The sequence below is a fragment of the Paenibacillus aurantius genome (assembly GCF_032268605.1).
GTDB lineage: Bacteria > Bacillota > Bacilli > Paenibacillales > NBRC-103111 > Paenibacillus_AO > Paenibacillus_AO aurantius.
Window position 1 is genome coordinate 5761718 of sequence record NZ_CP130318.1, and the last position, 15783, is coordinate 5777500.

Here is a 15783-nt window from a genome sequence, read left to right on the forward strand (position 1 = left end):
CTAAACGTAATGAAAAGGGGCCTTCGCCCTATTTTTTAACCATACCCCTTAAGTGTAATAGAAAAAAACGGTTTCGTAAGCATTTTGTCCGGTATTGTCGCAAAACTTTCAAAGTTTTCTTGACGCCACTTTCCATTATACCTGGTAGAAACCGTTTTTCAAAAGGAATGTCCGGTTTTATCCAATTTTTCTGACGAATCGGTTATTTGTTGTGCCGGCGGTCCAATTCCCGCATCACTTCGTCAAGCGAAAGCTTCCGCTCGCGGAGCAGAACCATCAGGTGGAAGATCAGATCGCTTGTTTCCATGCGCAGCTCGTCGTTGTCTTTGTTCTTGGCGGCGATGATCACTTCGGCCGTTTCTTCTCCGACCTTCTTTAGGATCTTGTCCACGCCCTTCTCGAAGAGATAGGTCGTATAAGCCCCTTCCGGACGCTCGGCATCCCGCTTCGCAATGACGCTCTCCAGCGTGGTCAGCATGCGGAAACGGTCCGCTTCGGCGGCTTGCGCCGCTTGTCCTTCCAGCAGCGCCTCGCGGTAGAAGCAGCTGTACTGCCCGGTGTGGCAGGCCGGTCCGTTCGGGATCACCTTCACGAGGAGCGTATCCGCATCACAATCATAGAAAAGCGACTGAACCTTCTGGGTATTCCCGGAGGTCCCCCCTTGTGCCACAGCTCGCCGCGGGAGCGGCTCCAGAACCAGGCTTCCCCTGATTCCACCGTGCGCTCCAGCGCTTCGCGGTTCATGTAAGCCAGCATGAGAACTTCCTTGCTTGCGGCGTCCTGCAGAATAGCGGGAACGAGTCCCGCGTCATCCCAACGGATCGTGCCGGCAAGCTGAGAAGCGTTTAGTGGTTCGTTATGTTCTACCGGTGCTGTCAACGGATTTCAACCCCTTTGGTCTTGAGGTCTTCCTTGACCCCAGGTATCGTAAGTTCCTTGTAGTGAAAAATGGTAGCCGCCAAGCCCGCGTCCGCCTTCCCTTCGGTAAACACGTCCAGGAAATGACCGGAGCTTCCGGCGCCTCCCGAGGCGATAACGGGAATGCCGACGGACTCCGAAACGGTCCGGGTCAGCTTAAGATCGAAGCCGTCCTTCGTTCCATCCGTGTCCATGCTCGTCAGCAGCAGCTCTCCGGCTCCCAGCTCCTCGGCCCGCTTGGCCCATTCCAAAGCTTTGATGCCGGTAGCGGTGCGTCCTCCATGGGTGTACACTTCCCATTCGCCCCACGCTTCATTATACTTCGCGTCGATGGCGACGACAATGCACTGGGAGCCGAACTTGCGGGCGCCGTCCGCAATCAGCTGCGGATTTTTTACAGCCGCCGTATTGATTCCGATCTTGTCCGCCCCGGCCCGCAGCAGGCGTTTCATGTCGTCCACGTGAGCGATGCCGCCCCCTACCGTGAACGGAATCGTGATTTCGCCTGCGGTCTGCCGAACGACCTCGACCATGGTGGCCCGGCCTTCGTGCGAAGCGGAGATATCGAGAAACACCAGCTCGTCGGCTCCTTCTCTATCATAGATGGCCGCAAGCTCAACCGGATCTCCCGCATCGCGCAAATTGACGAAATTAACTCCTTTAACGACACGCCCGTCCTTGACGTCCAGGCATGGAATGATGCGCTTGGCCAGCATGCCGGCTCCCCCTTCCTGCCACGCTTATTTCAACACTTTCGTTTCACAAAGATTAAGAAAGTTCCCGAGCAGCTGCATCCCGACTTCCCCGCTTTTCTCCGGGTGGAACTGCATGCCGAACACATTCCCGCGTCCCACAATGGCCGTAACCGGCTGATAGTAGTCCGTTACCGCGAGAAGATCCGATGCCACTGCCGGCTTCGCATGGTAGGAATGGACGAAATAGACGTGCCCTTCCTCCAAGCCCGCAAGCAGAGGGCTTTGGCCCTTAAACGCAAGCCGGTTCCATCCCATGTGTGGAACTTTGTAGTCGCCCTGGAACCGCACCACCTCACCCGGCAGCAGGTCCAGGCCCTTGTGCCGGCCATGCTCCTCGCTGCTCGTGAAGAGAAGCTGCATCCCGAGACAGATGCCGAGAAGGGGCTTGCCGGAAGCGGCATATTGCTTGACGGTTTCGCCGAGCCCCGTTTCCTGCAGCTGCTCCATGGCGTCTCCAAACGCTCCCACCCCGGGAAGAATGACACCGTCCGCCCCAAGGATCGCTTGGGGATCGGAGGTCACCTCGGCTTCGAACCCGAGGCGCTCGATGGCCTTGCTCACGCTGTGCAGATTGCCCATTCCGTAATCGACGATCGCAATCATGACTACAGCACCCCTTTGGTAGACGGCACGCCCGTCACCCGGGGATCGATGTTCGTTGCTTCATCAAGAGCCCGTCCCAGCGCCTTGAACACCGCTTCGATCATGTGATGGGTGTTCTGTCCGTAATGAACAATGACATGGAGCGTAATGCGGGCCTCGAGGGCGAACTTCCACAAGAACTCGTGTACCAGCTCAGTCGTGAAGCTGCCGACCTGGGCCGAAGGATACTGGGCGCGGTATTCAAGATGCGGGCGGTTGCTCACATCGATGACCACCTGTGCCAAGGCTTCGTCCATCGGGACGAATACATTCGCATAGCGTTTGATGCCCTTCTTGTCGCCAAGAGCCTGCCGCAGGGCCTGGCCGAGGCAGATGCCGATATCTTCCACCGTGTGATGGTCGTCGATTTCGATGTCTCCCTTGGCGTTCACCTTGAGATCAAACTGTCCGTGCTTGGTGAACAGGTCGAGCATGTGATTCAGGAAGGGAACATCCGTTTCGAACTCGGATTGTCCCGTTCCATCCACGGCAAAAGCCAGCTCAATGTCCGTCTCATTCGTCTTCCGCGCCACGGACGAGGAGCGCAGGGGATTGGTTTCAGCCATTGGTTTCGTCCTCCTTGTCTAAGCGGACCCGGATCGCCCGGGCATGGGCTTCGAGCCCTTCGTGCTCGGCCAGCGTAATGATCTTGCGGCCGTTCTTAAGCAGGGCCTCCCTGCTGTAGTAAATGACGCTCGACTTCTTGATGAAGTCGTCCACGTTAAGCGGCGAAGAGAAGCGGGCGGTGCCGTTCGTCGGAAGCACGTGGTTCGGCCCGGCCCAATAATCGCCGACCGGCTCGGAGCTGTAGGGGCCAAGGAAGATGGCCCCCGCATTTTCGATGTATGGGAGTGTCTCCATCGGGCTCTCGATCATCAGCTCCAGATGCTCCGGCGCGAGCCGATTCACGACCGCGATGCCTTCCTTCAGCGAGCCGACGGTCAGAATAGCGCCGTAGTCGCGAATCGACGGCCCCGCAATCGACTTGCGCGGCAGGATGTCCAGCTGGCGGATCACCTCGGCCTGAACCTTACGGGCGAGTTCCTCCGAAGGAGTGACAAGTACCGCCGAGGCCATCTCGTCATGCTCGGCCTGGGACAACAGATCGGCCGCCACGAAGGCCGGATCGGCGGAGTCATCCGCCAGCACGACGATTTCGCTTGGGCCGGCGATGCTGTCGATATCGACGACGCCGTAGACGCTGCGCTTCGCCAGCGCTACATAGATGTTGCCGGGGCCGACAATTTTGTCTACCGCGGGGATGCTTTCGGTGCCGAAGGCAAGGGCGGCTACCGCTTGAGCTCCCCCTACGCGGTAGATCTCGCGGATCCCCACCTCCGCCGCGGCGACGAGAATGTAGGGATTAACTCCCTCCTCGCCCGCCGTTGCCGGAGGAGTGACCATGGCAATCTCCTGCACCCCGGCCACCTGAGCGGGAATGGCGTTCATCAGAACGGAAGACGGATAAGCCGCCTTTCCTCCCGGTACATACAACCCAACCCGCTTCAGCGGCCGGATGACCTGCCCGAGAAGGCTTCCGTCCGGCTGGAGGTCCATCCAGGAGGAACGCTTCTGCTTCTCATGGAAGCTACGGATATTGACGGCCGCCTCCCGGATCGCCTCCAGAAATTCCAGGTCCACTCGCTCGTAGGCGGAGCGGATCTCCTCCTCCGAGATACGGAGCTCGGGTACCTTCACTCCGTCAAATTTCTCCGAGTAACGGTGGACGGCGGCATCCCCTTCCTTCCGTACGCTTTCGATAATGGCTTGAACCGCTTCGTTCTGATCGGCAGTCCCGTAATCCACTTCCCGGTCGAGCTTGAACTCGGCCGCCGGCATGATGCGCATCGTCCTTCCCCCTTACCCTGTTAATGTTTAGAAAGCTTAACCTTTAACGGCAATGATCGACTGCAGCTTGTCGCACAGCCCTTGAATCGCTTCGTTCTTCATCCGGAAGCTTACCCGGTTGGCGATAAGCCGGCTTGTGATCTGGAAAATCTCTTCCATTTCCACCAGGCCGTTCTCCTGCAGGGTGCGTCCCGTCTCGACCATGTCGACAATCCGGTCGGCGAGCCCGATCAGAGGGGCCAGCTCGATGGAACCGTTCAGCTTGATGACCTCCACCTGCTGGCCCTTTTCCCGGAAATAGTCCGAGGCCAGATTGGGGTACTTGGTCGCCACCCGCGGATTCATAACCGGCGTCCAGTCCGGCAGGCCGATGACCGACATCCGGCACCGGGCAATGCCCAGATCAAGCAGCTCGTAGACGTCCCGGTTCTCTTCCATCAGCACGTCCTTGCCTACGATGCCGATGTCCGCTACCCCGTATTCCACGTAAGTCGGGACATCGACCGGCTTCGCCATAATAAATTCCATTTGGGCTCCCGGAGCGGAAATGATCAGCTTGCGGGAATCGTCCAGGTCGTCGGGAATCGGAAAGCCCGCCTCCTGGATCAGCTTGATGGCCGGTTTGTTGATGCGGCCTTTCGGCATCGCGACTTTCAGTATGTCCATGAGGCTCCTCCTATCCCAAGAATGATTGAATATCGGTAAACTCGTGACCCCGGAAGCGGAAGGTTCCCCCATCCGACTTGACGATAGCCTGTTCCGCTTCGGCTCCGTGGACGAAGTGCGTCTCTACGCTTCCCCGGGAAGCGGAACGAAGCTCAGCCGCCGCCCGCAGCGCTTCTCCACGATGGGCGGCGTCATACAGCACGAGCGTACGCCGATCGTCTTCATTCCGTTCGGCGTTCGTCACCTCGAGAATCCGGTTCGTCTTCAAGGCGAAGCCGGTAGCGGGCGACGGCCGGCCGAATTGGGTCAGCAGGTTGTCGTAGCGGCCTCCGCTGCAAACCGGAAAGCCGAGACCCGAGGCGTAGCCCTCGAAGGTCATGCCCGTATAATAGGAGAAATCGCCGACCATGGTCAGATCGATCAGCACATGCTCGCTTACCCCGTAGGCCTTTAGCACTTCGACTATGCCGCACAAATGCCGGATCGCCTCCAGGGCGACCGGGTGCGTCGTGACCGCATTGGCCTGCTCGCATACCTGCTCCCCTCCGCTGAAGCGAAGGATCCCGTCCAGCTCCCGCAAGACCTTCTCGTCAAGCTCGAACGACTTCAGCCGGTGCCGGTAGCCGACATAGTCCCGGTTAAGCAGGCATTCCTTCAGCGCCCGCTGTTCTTCTTCCCGGCCCCCGAGCGTTTCCTCGAACAAGCCGTTCAGGAAGCCGACGTGGCCAAGCGCAATCTTGAAGCTCTTCACGCCCGCCGCCTGCAAAGCCGCGACCGCAAGGGCAATGACCTCGGCATCGGCCTCCGGAGAACCGTCTCCGACAAGCTCTACGCCTGTCTGGAAAAACTCGGACTCCTTGCCCGCCTCCTCCGCAAAAGCGCGGAACACATTGCTGTGATAGGACAGACGGAGCGGGAACTCCTGCTCCTTCAGCATGGAGGCGACGACCCGGGCGATCGGCGCCGTCATATCGGAACGCAAAACAAGCGTCCGGCCGTTCTGGTCCAGCAGCTTAAATAGCTTCTTATCGGTGGTGGAGCTGGCCGCCCCGACCGTGTCATAGAATTCCAGAGTAGGCGTGATGATCTGCCGGTACCCCCACTTCTCCATGCACTCCAGCACCCGGAATTCGATTGTTCTCAACTTCGCTACCGTATCCGGAAGATAATCCTTCACCCCGGTCGGCTTCTCAAAAACTTTAGGCTTCGACATCCTGCTCCCTCCGTTAATCGTCCGGTTATCTATAACACGTCTTGATTAGACTTGGTCGTTTATTCCTCAAAACGCTTTAGCGTGCTACCATACTACCATACTACCAAAGTAAAGAAAGTAGTTGTAACTATACCACTTTCCCCCTCCGGCGTCAATCGCCATCTTCCCTTTTCCATAAACCTCCGGACCCCGGGCGGATCACTTGAAGCGGATTCCCCGCTACGAAGCTGCCGGCCTCCACATCCCGGTGAACAACGGAGCCCGCCCCGACGACCGCATGGTCTCCGATGGTGACCCCCGGCAGGATGGTGGTATTCGCACCGATCATCACATGGGAACCGATCCGCACCTCTCCCAGCCGGTATTCCGTGGTGAGGTATTCGTGAGCCAGAATCGTCGTGTTGTACCCGATAATGGAATTGTCGCCTACGTGAATCTTTTCGGGGAAAAACACATCCGGCATCACCATAAGGGCAAACGCCGTATGGCTGCCCACCTTCATGCCGAGCACGCGGCGGTATACCCAATTTTTGAAGCGCAAAGAAGGCGAGTAGCGCGTCATTTGGATAAAAACAAAATTGCGCATCGCCTTCCATCTGCTTACGGTTCGGTAGATCTGCCAGAGGGCGTTCGGCCCTTCGGTCGGGAATTTCTCCACTTTCCTCAAGGCGCATCCCTCTTTATTCCCGCGATAGCGAGGAGCTCCCGCATATCGTGGATGAGATAATCCGGATCGAATTCCTTCAGATAAGCTTCACCCTTCATCGACCAGGCCACCCCCACGGAACGGACGCCCGCATTCCTCGCGGCCAGCAGGTCATAAGAGCTGTCGCCTACCATGAGCGTCCTCTCCGGCTCGCTGCCCAATTCTTTCAAAGCGAGACGGATGCCCTCCGGGCTCGGTTTCGCTTCTTTCACATCATCGATGGTGACAAGCGTCCCCATGAATCTTCTCAGATCGAACAGCTTAAGAGCCATTTCCGTCGTCATCCGGACCTTGCTGGTGACCACCCCGAGCCGGATTCCGCTTCGGTGCAGTTCCTCCAGCACTTCTTTCACGTACGGGAACTCTTGGACCATTTCGTCGTGCATCCGCACATTGAATTCCCTATAGGTTCGGATCAGGTCATCGACCTCGGCCCGCCCGGTAAACATCAGCATCTGCTCCACAAGAGGCTTGCCCATATTCGGGATAATGTGCTCCCGGGTGAAGGGCTCCAGTGTCTGCCCCTCCAAGGCATGAAGGAACGAGGCAATGATCAGCTCGTTCGTATCCACAATCGTTCCGTCCAGATCAAACAGTATGGTATCTATCATGGTGAGGACTCCTTAGCTGCATATAGTCGTTGAGCAGACCTCTTCTTCCTATGGTTTCATGCCCGCTTCTCCCGTTATTCCTTCCGTCCCTGCTCTTCCCCAGCCTCTGGCTTCTCTGCAGGTACCGGATGAGCATCATCGACTGGAACCGGTACGCCGTCGCCGGTGACGGAATCGCCGGCCGCTGCTTCAGGAGATGCTTTGGTGGAAACGATCGGATCTGCATACCGCGTCTCGGCGTATCCCATTTTTCTCCGGAAGAAGATCAGCAGAAGGGCTCCGATTATGATCAGAAGGCTCAGCAGCTGGGAAACTCTTATGTTTCCATAGGACATGTTGCCCTCTTCGAACAGCACCGTCATCGGCGACCAGAGGGTTCCAATAAAGCTCGCGAGCCATTCCGGTCCGGTAAAAGCCAGGCTGTCCGTCCGAAGCGCTTCAATAAGAAAACGTCCGATGGAATACCAGATGAAGTAGCTCGCAAACAGCTCGCCCGCTCTCAAGAAGGGCCTTCTTCGAAGCCACAGCAGGACCAGAAGCCCAACCAGGTTCCATAAGGATTCGTATAGAAAGGTAGGATGGTAAAACTCCCCGTTAATATACATCTGGTTGACAATAAAATCGGGAAGGTGAAGGGTGTTCCGCAGGAAGCTTTCCTCTACAGGCCCCCCGTGGGCCTCCTGGTTCATAAAATTACCCCAGCGTCCGATCAGCTGGCCTACGATAAGGCCTGGAGCGCAAATATCGGCAATCCGGGAAAAGCGGTATCCCTTCGACCGGACATAAAAGTACACACCAATGATCGCGCCGATCAAGGCTCCGTAGATGGCGATGCCGCCTTCCCAGATCTTATAGATCTCGTTGGGATGCTGGCTGTAATAATCCCATTTGAAGGCTACATAGTAGAGACGCGCGCCGATAATCGCGGATGGAACGCCGATGAGCATCATGTCCATGAAGAAATCGGGGATAATTCCAAAACGTTTGCCCTCGCGTACGGCGAGATACAATCCTACCAAGGCGGCGGTCCCCAGAATAATCCCGTACCACCGCACCGTGATAACCCCTAGAGAGAAGGCTATCGGATCTATAACCAAAGTCATGGTTTTCTTTCCTTTCCGCATGTAACGCCAAAATAACCGCTGCTTTCGTTGGGATCGGCCTCGATCCCCCCGGTCCTTTCACGTGAGAGGGCTGCGGCCGCTCTGCTTCTGCTTACTCGTCCAAATCGTCCACGTCTTCCTGCAGCGATTCGGTCAGCTTGTTCGTGAACTGCAGGGCGGCGTTGTAGCCCATCTGCTTCAAACGGTAGTTCATGGCGGCGACCTCAATGATTACGGCCAAGTTTCGGCCCGGACGAACCGGAATGGTTACCAGTGTTACATCCGTATCGATGATCCTCGTCTTCTCTTCGTCCAGCCCCAGCCGGTCGTACTGTTTATCCTGCTGCCACGTTTCCAGCTTGGCCACTAGGGAAATCTTCGTGTTGTTCCGTACGGCTCCCGCCCCGAAAAGCGTCATGACGTTAATGATGCCGACCCCGCGGATTTCCAGCAGGTGCTTGATCAGCTCGGGTGCATTCCCGATCAGGACATTTTCCGCCGTTTGCCGAATCTCCACGGCATCGTCCGCGATCAGCCGGTGACCTCGTTTGACGAGCTCCAGTGCCGTTTCGCTTTTGCCGATGCCGCTGCTTCCCGTAATCAGCATCCCGATGCCATATACATCCACGAGTACCCCATGGATTGTGGTGGAGGGGGCCAGCTTGCCCTCGAGAAAATCACTCACCTGTCCGGCCAGTGTTGTGGTTGGCACATTGCTTCGAAGCACGGGAACCTGGTGCTCAGTGGCTGCTTCCATCAGCTCCTCCGGTACGGGAAGTCCTCTCGTGACACAGATACAAGGCGTATCTTCCGCGCACAGACGGAGCATCCGGTCCTTCCTCTGGTCCTCGCTGAGCGTCTGGAAGAAGGCCAGCTCCGTTCTCCCCAGAATCTGGACCCGCTCATGCGGGTGGTAGTTGAAATAGCCGGCCATCTCCAAGCCGGGCCGGTACAAATCTGCCGTCGTGATAATTCTCTTAAGCCCTTCCTCCCCGCACACCACTTCCATCTTAAACCGGCGTACGAGATCGGAGACTTTCACTTTTTTCGCCATGGTCCCGACTCCTTTAGTTATTCCCAATAGTTCCATGGTAATGGAATTGGGGTGGTAAATCAACACTACCGAAGGCCATATAAAAAGGCCAGCCTCCTAAGGCTGGCCTTGCAATGCTTAACGATTAGTTGTTGGCGAAGATGGAAAGCGTCGTTTCTTTGTCGAAGAAATGAACTTTGTTCATGTCCAGAGCCAAACGAACGTTGCTTCCTTCTTTTACGCCGGCGCGGCTGTCCACACGGGCGATAACGGAGTTCGTTCCGATGCCATTGATGTACAGGTACATTTCGTGTCCGAGGTTCTCGGATACTTCAATGTGCGCGTTAACGATGGAGTTAGGGGAGCCTTCCAGGAAGATCGGCTCATCATGCAGGTCTTCGGGACGAATGCCGAGTACCACTTCTTTACCTACATAGCCTTTGTCGCGAAGAACAGCGGCTTTGCCTTGAGGAATTTCTACGTTCACGCCTTCGGCTTTGAAGTAGAGGCTTCCTCCTTGATCGGTCATGGAGCCGCTCACGAAGTTCATGGAAGGAGATCCGATGAAGCCGGCTACGAACATGTTAACCGGATGGTTGTAAATTTCTTCCGGAGTAGCCGCTTGCTGGATGATGCCTTTGTCCATAACGACGATCCGCTGGCCCATGGTCATAGCTTCCGTCTGGTCATGCGTTACGTAGATAATGGTCGTTTCGAGACGCTTGTGCAGCTTGCTGATCTCCGCACGCATCGCAACGCGAAGCTTGGCGTCCAAGTTGGAAAGAGGTTCGTCCATCAGGAACACTTGAGGCTCACGAACGATAGCACGTCCGAGGGCGACACGCTGGCGCTGACCACCGGAAAGAGCTTTCGGCTTGCGGTCCAGCAGGTGCTCGATATCGAGAATTTTTGCGGCTGCACGAACGCGTGCATCGATGTCGGCTTTCTTGAATTTACGCAGCTTCAGACCGAAGGCCATGTTCTGGTAAACGTTCATGTGAGGATACAGGGCGTAAGACTGGAATACCATCGCGATGTCGCGATCTTTAGGAGCGACGTCGTTCACGAGACGGTCTCCAATGTAGAGTTCGCCTTCCGTGATTTCTTCCAATCCGGCGATCATACGAAGCGTAGTGGACTTACCGCAACCGGAAGCGCCGACCAGAACGAGAAATTCTTTGTCTTTGATATCCAAATGAAAATCTTTAACCGTTGCTTCTTCAGCACCAGGATAAGTTTTAACGATATGATTCAAACGAACGCCTGCCATGTATATTACCTCCCGCAAAAGTATCTGCTTCTTTAATACTTTCATCTTACCCTAGCGGATTCTTTGTGGCTATGCACAATCCTTACAAAAAAATTACTTCCTTTTCGTGACTTTATACAATAGCAAAGCGATCTTCACCAGAACGGCATCATTGAAGGTGCGTACGTCGAGTCCGGTTTCCTGCTTGAATTTATCCAGGCGGTAGAGCAGCGTGTTGCGGTGAATGTAGAGCTGCTTGGCCGTTTCGCTGACGTTGCATTCCAAGTCAAAAAAGTGCTCCAGCGTCGACTGAATCTCCGCGTCGAGAAGCGGATCGTTGCGGCGGAACACCTGCTCGACGAAGCTGGCCTTCGCCCCCTCGGGAATTCCGTTCATGAGCTTCTCGAGATGCAGGTGCCAGGGAAGATGCATGTTGCTGCCGAGGTGGAAGGTTTGGCCGAGCATCATCGTCTCTCTCATCTGCAGAACCGTAGAGAGAAGTGATTTGGCCGGGGTCATCGGATAATGGATGGTCAAATGGAACTCGCCCACCCATTCGTTCGACAGCATCTCATAAAGCCCCGAACAGATGGATTCAAGCGACTCCTCCAGGCTCTCCTCCTCCAATCCGTCCCGTTCTCCCCCGCTTGCTGTCAGCAGGGACTCCGGCCCCAGAAGGAGCCATTCTTTCTCCATCAGGGGGATAAGCACCATCTCCGCCCCGAAGAAGGAATCGAGCAGCTTTTTCAGTTCCTTATAAGGAACGCTCCGGGAGTCCGAATATTCCCCGTACAGGAGAAGCGGGATCCGCGTCTTGTAGAACGATAGCTGAGCGGCCAGCATATCGGGCATCTCGGCATTCGTTTTGCCCATTTCGAGCTGATGAAAAAACCATTCCTTAACGAGAAGCGATTTGCGTTCATCTTCCGCCGCCGGAGAGGCCGGCCTCGTCTTCTCGGGAAGCCTGTAGGCATCCAGCATAAGCTCCACCAGCTGATTTTCCGCCGCAGTCAGCATCCCGTCAACCGTCAGGACCAGGGTTTGGCCCCCTGTTACCTGCAGCAGAAAGCTGGATTGATCCCCGTCAAACACGCTGGTCTGGAGGCGGGCCTGTTGGGCCGATGATCCCGTTTTGGCTTCCCACTCGTCGAGCGGCATTTTAAGAAGGGTCACCGGAGTCTGCAAAATTTGTTCCAGTTGGTTTTGAATCCGTTCCCAATGCATCGCATTACCCCTATACGAATAGTCTGCTCTCTCTTAGTCTTCTTTCCCATGATACCGCATCCCTCCAAAAGAAAGAAACCCCCGGCATCCCGGAGGTGGAGAAGTTTTAACTGAAAAGTAGGAGCAGAATGACCGACAAAAGTGAAAAGCTGATCGCAATCAGGTAGAGGAAAGAAACCGTCTGAGGCTGGGTCAACCCCCAGGACATCAGCGTATGATGGGTATGAAGCTTATCCGCCCGGTGAATCCCTGTGCCCCGGAGCAGCCTGCGTAGGAGGACGAAGCCCGTATCCATAATCGGAACACTTAGGGCAAGAACCGGAACGAAGATGGAAATGACCGTGGCGCTCTTGAAAGCCCCGTTTACCGCCACAACCGCAAGTGTATAGCCCAGGAATACCGCTCCCGCATCACCCATAAATATTTTGGCCGGATGAAAATTATAGCCGAGAAAGCCGATACAAACCCCTACGAGAATTGCCGCTAACAGGCCAGGCTCCATCTGGTGCTTCCAAGCGGAAACCACCAGCAGGGTAGCAGAGGATATCGTAACGATGCCCGAGGCCAGCCCGTCGATTCCGTCAATGAAGTTAATCATATTCGTTAGGGCAAACACCCACAGCATGGTCGCCGCCCACGCCAACCAGACAGGAAAATCAAGTAGGATGCCGGTGCCCGGAAGGCGGACCCCCGCTATCATGATGCCATATCCAAGAGGAACGGCCGAGGTAATCAAATAGACGACCAGACGGGGCCAGACCGGGAAGTCCCTTCCCTTAGCCTTGAAGCCGTCATCCAGCAGCCCCACCGCAAGCAAAAGGGTTCCGCCGGTCACAATAGCTCCCGTCTGCGCGGTCCACCCGTTATACCCGATCAGCGGGATTACGCATGCCGCATAAATCGCCAGTCCCCCCATCAGCGGGATGGGAGCCTTATGTATTTTCCGTCCCCCCGGACGGTCCACGTACCCGAGGCGCAGGGCCCATCGGCGAACCAAGGGAACGAGAAGCAGGATCAAAGCCAGCCCGCTTCCGATCGCTTTCAAATAAACCATACCCTCGCCCCCTTAGTCGATTAACCCTGTACATCTCTTGAGGAAATGGATCCCCTTCCCTCCTCATGAGGAAGAGCCACCATCCGGTCCAGGCAAAACGTAGCATGTCCTCCGGCCCGTTCCTCTATCCCCTTGGCCGGGTTCCAATTCCAGGCACAGCAAAAAGGAGACCGGTAAAGGTCTCCTTGGTTAATTGTAGAAAATGGTGAGCCATGAAGGACTCGAACCTTCGACACCCTGATTAAAAGTCAGGTGCTCTACCAACTGAGCTAATGGCTCTTGCTGCTAGGTGCTTTGGGTATGGGCCGCTAGCTCAAGAAAGAATAAAATGGTGGAGGATGATGGATTCGAACCACCGAACTCGTCAGAGAACAGATTTACAGTCTGCTGCGTTTGGCCACTTCGCTAATCCTCCAGGATTACATGGTGGCTCGGGACGGAATCGAACCGCCGACACGAGGATTTTCAGTCCTCTGCTCTACCGACTGAGCTACCGAGCCTAATGAAGCCTATTCAGTTAGAATGGCGGAGCTGACGGGATTCGAACCCGCGGTCTCCTGCGTGACAGGCAGGCATGTTAGGCCTCTACACCACAGCTCCACAAGGTAATAACTGGTGCCGACGAAGGGATTCGAACCCCCGACCTACGGTTTACGATACCGTTGCTCTACCAGCTGAGCTACGTCGGCATGAGTGCCATAATGGCATAAATGGTGGACGCTGACGGGATCGAACCGCCGACCCTCTGCTTGTAAGGCAGATGCTCTCCCAGCTGAGCTAAGCGTCCATGCTTGTTGGGCACAAGGGATATCTTATCACAGGTCTTGTCTACATTCAATAGGGAAAATGGTAGCGGCGGAGGGGATCGAACCCCCGACCTTACGGGTATGAACCGTACGCTCTAGCCAGCTGAGCTACGCCGCCGTTATATCATGTTCAGAGATGGCGGAGAGAGAGGGATTCGAACCCTCGCACCGCTTACGCAGTCTAACCCCTTAGCAGAGGGTCCCCTTATAGCCACTTGGGTATCTCTCCAAGATCATTCCCTGAAAACTGGATTCGAAGCTTACGTTGTTTCATCCTTTTGCTCCCCTAGTGGGGTCATGAATAAGCCCTCGACCGATTAGTATTCGTCCGCTGCATGCTTTACAGCACTTCCACGCCGAACCTATCTACCTCGTCGTCTACAAGGGGTCTTACTAATTGGGAAATCTCATCTTGAGGGGGGCTTCACGCTTAGATGCTTTCAGCGCTTATCCCGTCCGTACTTGGCTACCCAGCGGTGCTCCTGGCGGAACAACTGGTACACCAGCGGTACGTCCATCCCGGTCCTCTCGTACTAAGGACAGCTCCTCTCAAATTTCCTGCGCCCGCGACAGATAGGGACCGAACTGTCTCACGACGTTCTGAACCCAGCTCGCGTACCGCTTTAATGGGCGAACAGCCCAACCCTTGGGACCTACTTCAGCCCCAGGATGCGATGAGCCGACATCGAGGTGCCAAACCTCCCCGTCGATGTGGACTCTTGGGGGAGATAAGCCTGTTATCCCCAGGGTAGCTTTTATCCGTTGAGCGATGGCCCTTCCATTCGGTACCACCGGATCACTAAGCCCGACTTTCGTCCCTGCTCGACCTGTACGTCTTGCAGTCAAGCTCCCTTCTGCCTTTGCACTCTGCGAATGATTTCCAACCATTCTGAGGGAACCTTGGGGCGCCTCCGTTACGCTTTAGGAGGCGACCGCCCCAGTCAAACTGCCCGCCTGACACGGTCCCTCTCCCGGATTCACGGGAGGAGGTTAGAACCTAGATACGATCAGGGTGGTATCCCAACGTCGCCTCCTCACAAGCTGGCGCTCATGATTCTTAGGCTCCCACCTATCCTGTACAGATCGTACCCAAGTCCAATATCAAGCTGCAGTAAAGCTCCATGGGGTCTTTCCGTCTTGTCGCGGGTAACCTGCATCTTCACAGGTATTAAAATTTCACCGGATCTCTCGTTGAGACAGCGCCCAAGTCGTTACGCCATTCGTGCGGGTCAGAATTTACCTGACAAGGAATTTCGCTACCTTAGGACCGTTATAGTTACGGCCGCCGTTTACTGGGGCTTCGGTTCACAGCTTCGCTTGCGCTAACCGCTCCCCTTAACCTTCCAGCACCGGGCAGGCGTCAGCCCGTATACTTCGCCTTGCGGCTTCGCACAGACCTGTGTTTTTGCTAAACAGTCGCTTGGGCCTTTTCACTGCGGCCCCCTCGGGCTATTCACCCTACCGAGGCACCCCTTCTCCCGAAGTTACGGGGTCATTTTGCCGAGTTCCTTAACGAGAGTTCTTCCGCGCGCCTTAGAATTCTCTTCTTACCTACCTGTGTCGGTTTGCGGTACGGGCACCTTCACCTGGCTAGAGGCTTTTCTTGGCAGCATGAGTACAAGACCTTCGGTACTGTAATTTTCCCTCCCCGTCACAGCTCAGCCTTACAGTGTGCGGATTTGCCTACACACCAGCCTTGCTGCTTGGACAGACTCTTCCATCCGTCTGCGTCTCTTCCCTTCTGCGTCACCCCATCGCTCGTAGCGGTTTACGGTGGTACAGGAATGTCAACCTGTTGTCCTTCGACTACGCCTTTCGGCCTCGCCTTAGGTCCCGACTTACCCTGAGCGGACGAGCCTTCCTCAGGAACCCTTAGGTTTTCGGCGGACAAGATTCTCACTTGTCTTTTCGTTACTTATACCGGCATTCTCACTTGTCTACGCTCCAGCACTCCT

The 15783-nt window shown here is 55.8% G+C and carries 13 protein-coding genes, 8 tRNA genes, 1 rRNA gene and 1 pseudogene (1 of these 23 running past the window's edge); all 23 read right to left on the reverse strand.

Annotated elements, in window-relative coordinates; translation table 11 throughout:
• Nucleotides 1-202: 202 nt before the first annotated feature.
• Nucleotides 203-822 (reverse strand): annotated as a pseudogene (gene hisIE / locus MJA45_RS25985) (bifunctional phosphoribosyl-AMP cyclohydrolase/phosphoribosyl-ATP diphosphatase HisIE).
• A gap of 53 nt (nt 823-875) precedes the next feature.
• Entirely contained in the window at nt 876-1634 is a 759-nt protein-coding gene (gene hisF, locus MJA45_RS25990; RefSeq protein ID WP_315604801.1) for an imidazole glycerol phosphate synthase subunit HisF, read from the reverse strand.
• A 24-nt stretch (nt 1635-1658) separates the two neighbouring features.
• The gene (gene hisH / locus MJA45_RS25995; protein WP_315604802.1) at nt 1659-2276 is read right to left on the reverse strand and encodes an imidazole glycerol phosphate synthase subunit HisH; all 618 of its coding nucleotides are present in this window, start codon (nt 2274-2276) and stop codon (nt 1659-1661) included.
• A gap of 2 nt (nt 2277-2278) precedes the next feature.
• Entirely contained in the window at nt 2279-2881 is a 603-nt protein-coding gene (hisB, locus tag MJA45_RS26000) for an imidazoleglycerol-phosphate dehydratase HisB (RefSeq protein WP_315604803.1), read from the reverse strand.
• Nucleotides 2874-4163 carry a histidinol dehydrogenase gene (gene hisD, locus MJA45_RS26005; RefSeq protein ID WP_315604804.1) on the reverse strand — a complete coding sequence of 430 codons (1290 nt, stop codon included), beginning with the start codon at nt 4161-4163 and terminating at the stop codon, nt 2874-2876. The genes hisB and hisD overlap by 8 nt, the downstream gene beginning before the upstream one ends.
• A gap of 36 nt (nt 4164-4199) precedes the next feature.
• Nucleotides 4200-4829 carry an ATP phosphoribosyltransferase gene (gene hisG / locus MJA45_RS26010; protein ID WP_315604805.1) on the reverse strand — a complete coding sequence of 210 codons (630 nt, stop codon included), beginning with the start codon at nt 4827-4829 and terminating at the stop codon, nt 4200-4202.
• Between the two features lie 10 nt (nt 4830-4839).
• Nucleotides 4840-6042 carry an ATP phosphoribosyltransferase regulatory subunit gene (locus MJA45_RS26015; protein WP_315604806.1) on the reverse strand — a complete coding sequence of 401 codons (1203 nt, stop codon included), beginning with the start codon at nt 6040-6042 and terminating at the stop codon, nt 4840-4842.
• Between the two features lie 151 nt (nt 6043-6193).
• Nucleotides 6194-6709: an acyltransferase gene (locus tag MJA45_RS26020; protein ID WP_315604807.1), complete on the reverse strand. Its 516-nt coding sequence runs from the start codon at nt 6707-6709 to the stop codon at nt 6194-6196.
• The gene (gene ppaX / locus MJA45_RS26025) at nt 6706-7359 is read right to left on the reverse strand and encodes a pyrophosphatase PpaX (RefSeq protein ID WP_315604808.1); all 654 of its coding nucleotides are present in this window, start codon (nt 7357-7359) and stop codon (nt 6706-6708) included. The genes MJA45_RS26020 and ppaX overlap by 4 nt, the downstream gene beginning before the upstream one ends.
• Before the next feature lie 74 nt (nt 7360-7433).
• The gene (gene lgt / locus MJA45_RS26030) at nt 7434-8462 is read right to left on the reverse strand and encodes a prolipoprotein diacylglyceryl transferase (RefSeq protein ID WP_315604809.1); all 1029 of its coding nucleotides are present in this window, start codon (nt 8460-8462) and stop codon (nt 7434-7436) included.
• A gap of 112 nt (nt 8463-8574) precedes the next feature.
• Nucleotides 8575-9516 carry an HPr(Ser) kinase/phosphatase gene (hprK, locus tag MJA45_RS26035; protein WP_315604810.1) on the reverse strand — a complete coding sequence of 314 codons (942 nt, stop codon included), beginning with the start codon at nt 9514-9516 and terminating at the stop codon, nt 8575-8577.
• Nucleotides 9517-9640: 124 nt separating this feature from the next.
• The gene (locus tag MJA45_RS26040) at nt 9641-10765 is read right to left on the reverse strand and encodes an ABC transporter ATP-binding protein (protein WP_315604811.1); all 1125 of its coding nucleotides are present in this window, start codon (nt 10763-10765) and stop codon (nt 9641-9643) included.
• A 93-nt stretch (nt 10766-10858) separates the two neighbouring features.
• Entirely contained in the window at nt 10859-11968 is a 1110-nt protein-coding gene (locus tag MJA45_RS26045; RefSeq protein WP_315604812.1) for a PucR family transcriptional regulator, read from the reverse strand.
• A 106-nt stretch (nt 11969-12074) separates the two neighbouring features.
• Nucleotides 12075-13022, reverse strand: a complete 948-nt coding sequence (locus MJA45_RS26050; protein WP_315604813.1) for an MraY family glycosyltransferase — start codon at nt 13020-13022, stop codon at nt 12075-12077.
• 203 nt (nt 13023-13225) lie between these two features.
• A tRNA-Lys gene (locus MJA45_RS26055) sits at nt 13226-13301 on the reverse strand.
• 50 nt (nt 13302-13351) lie between these two features.
• Nucleotides 13352-13437, reverse strand: a tRNA-Tyr gene (locus MJA45_RS26060).
• A gap of 9 nt (nt 13438-13446) precedes the next feature.
• Nucleotides 13447-13522: transfer RNA gene (locus MJA45_RS26065), tRNA-Phe, on the reverse strand.
• 23 nt (nt 13523-13545) lie between these two features.
• Nucleotides 13546-13622, reverse strand: a tRNA-Asp gene (locus MJA45_RS26070).
• A 13-nt stretch (nt 13623-13635) separates the two neighbouring features.
• A tRNA-Thr gene (locus MJA45_RS26075) sits at nt 13636-13711 on the reverse strand.
• A 22-nt stretch (nt 13712-13733) separates the two neighbouring features.
• A tRNA-Val gene (locus MJA45_RS26080) sits at nt 13734-13809 on the reverse strand.
• Between the two features lie 60 nt (nt 13810-13869).
• Nucleotides 13870-13946: transfer RNA gene (locus MJA45_RS26085), tRNA-Met, on the reverse strand.
• A 19-nt stretch (nt 13947-13965) separates the two neighbouring features.
• A tRNA-Ser gene (locus MJA45_RS26090) sits at nt 13966-14057 on the reverse strand.
• 68 nt (nt 14058-14125) lie between these two features.
• Nucleotides 14126-15783, reverse strand: a 23S ribosomal RNA gene (locus tag MJA45_RS26095); it runs 1287 nt beyond the window's last position.

Bases quoted from the DNA above. Each gene is read 5' to 3' on its own strand.
- hisF (WP_315604801.1), bottom strand. From the start codon at position 1,634: ATGCTGGCCAAGCGCATCATTCCATGCCTGGACGTCAAGGACGGGCGT.
- hisH (WP_315604802.1), bottom strand. From the start codon at position 2,276: ATGATTGCGATCGTCGATTACGGAATGGGCAATCTGCACAGCGTGAGC.
- hisB (WP_315604803.1), bottom strand. From the start codon at position 2,881: ATGGCTGAAACCAATCCCCTGCGCTCCTCGTCCGTGGCGCGGAAGACG.
- hisD (WP_315604804.1), bottom strand. From the start codon at position 4,163: ATGCGCATCATGCCGGCGGCCGAGTTCAAGCTCGACCGGGAAGTGGAT.
- hisG (WP_315604805.1), bottom strand. From the start codon at position 4,829: ATGGACATACTGAAAGTCGCGATGCCGAAAGGCCGCATCAACAAACCG.
- MJA45_RS26015 (WP_315604806.1), bottom strand. From the start codon at position 6,042: ATGTCGAAGCCTAAAGTTTTTGAGAAGCCGACCGGGGTGAAGGATTAT.
- ppaX (WP_315604808.1), bottom strand. From the start codon at position 7,359: ATGATAGATACCATACTGTTTGATCTGGACGGAACGATTGTGGATACG.
- lgt (WP_315604809.1), bottom strand. From the start codon at position 8,462: ATGACTTTGGTTATAGATCCGATAGCCTTCTCTCTAGGGGTTATCACG.
- hprK (WP_315604810.1), bottom strand. From the start codon at position 9,516: ATGGCGAAAAAAGTGAAAGTCTCCGATCTCGTACGCCGGTTTAAGATG.
- MJA45_RS26040 (WP_315604811.1), bottom strand. From the start codon at position 10,765: ATGGCAGGCGTTCGTTTGAATCATATCGTTAAAACTTATCCTGGTGCT.
- MJA45_RS26045 (WP_315604812.1), bottom strand. From the start codon at position 11,968: ATGCATTGGGAACGGATTCAAAACCAACTGGAACAAATTTTGCAGACT.
- MJA45_RS26050 (WP_315604813.1), bottom strand. From the start codon at position 13,022: ATGGTTTATTTGAAAGCGATCGGAAGCGGGCTGGCTTTGATCCTGCTT.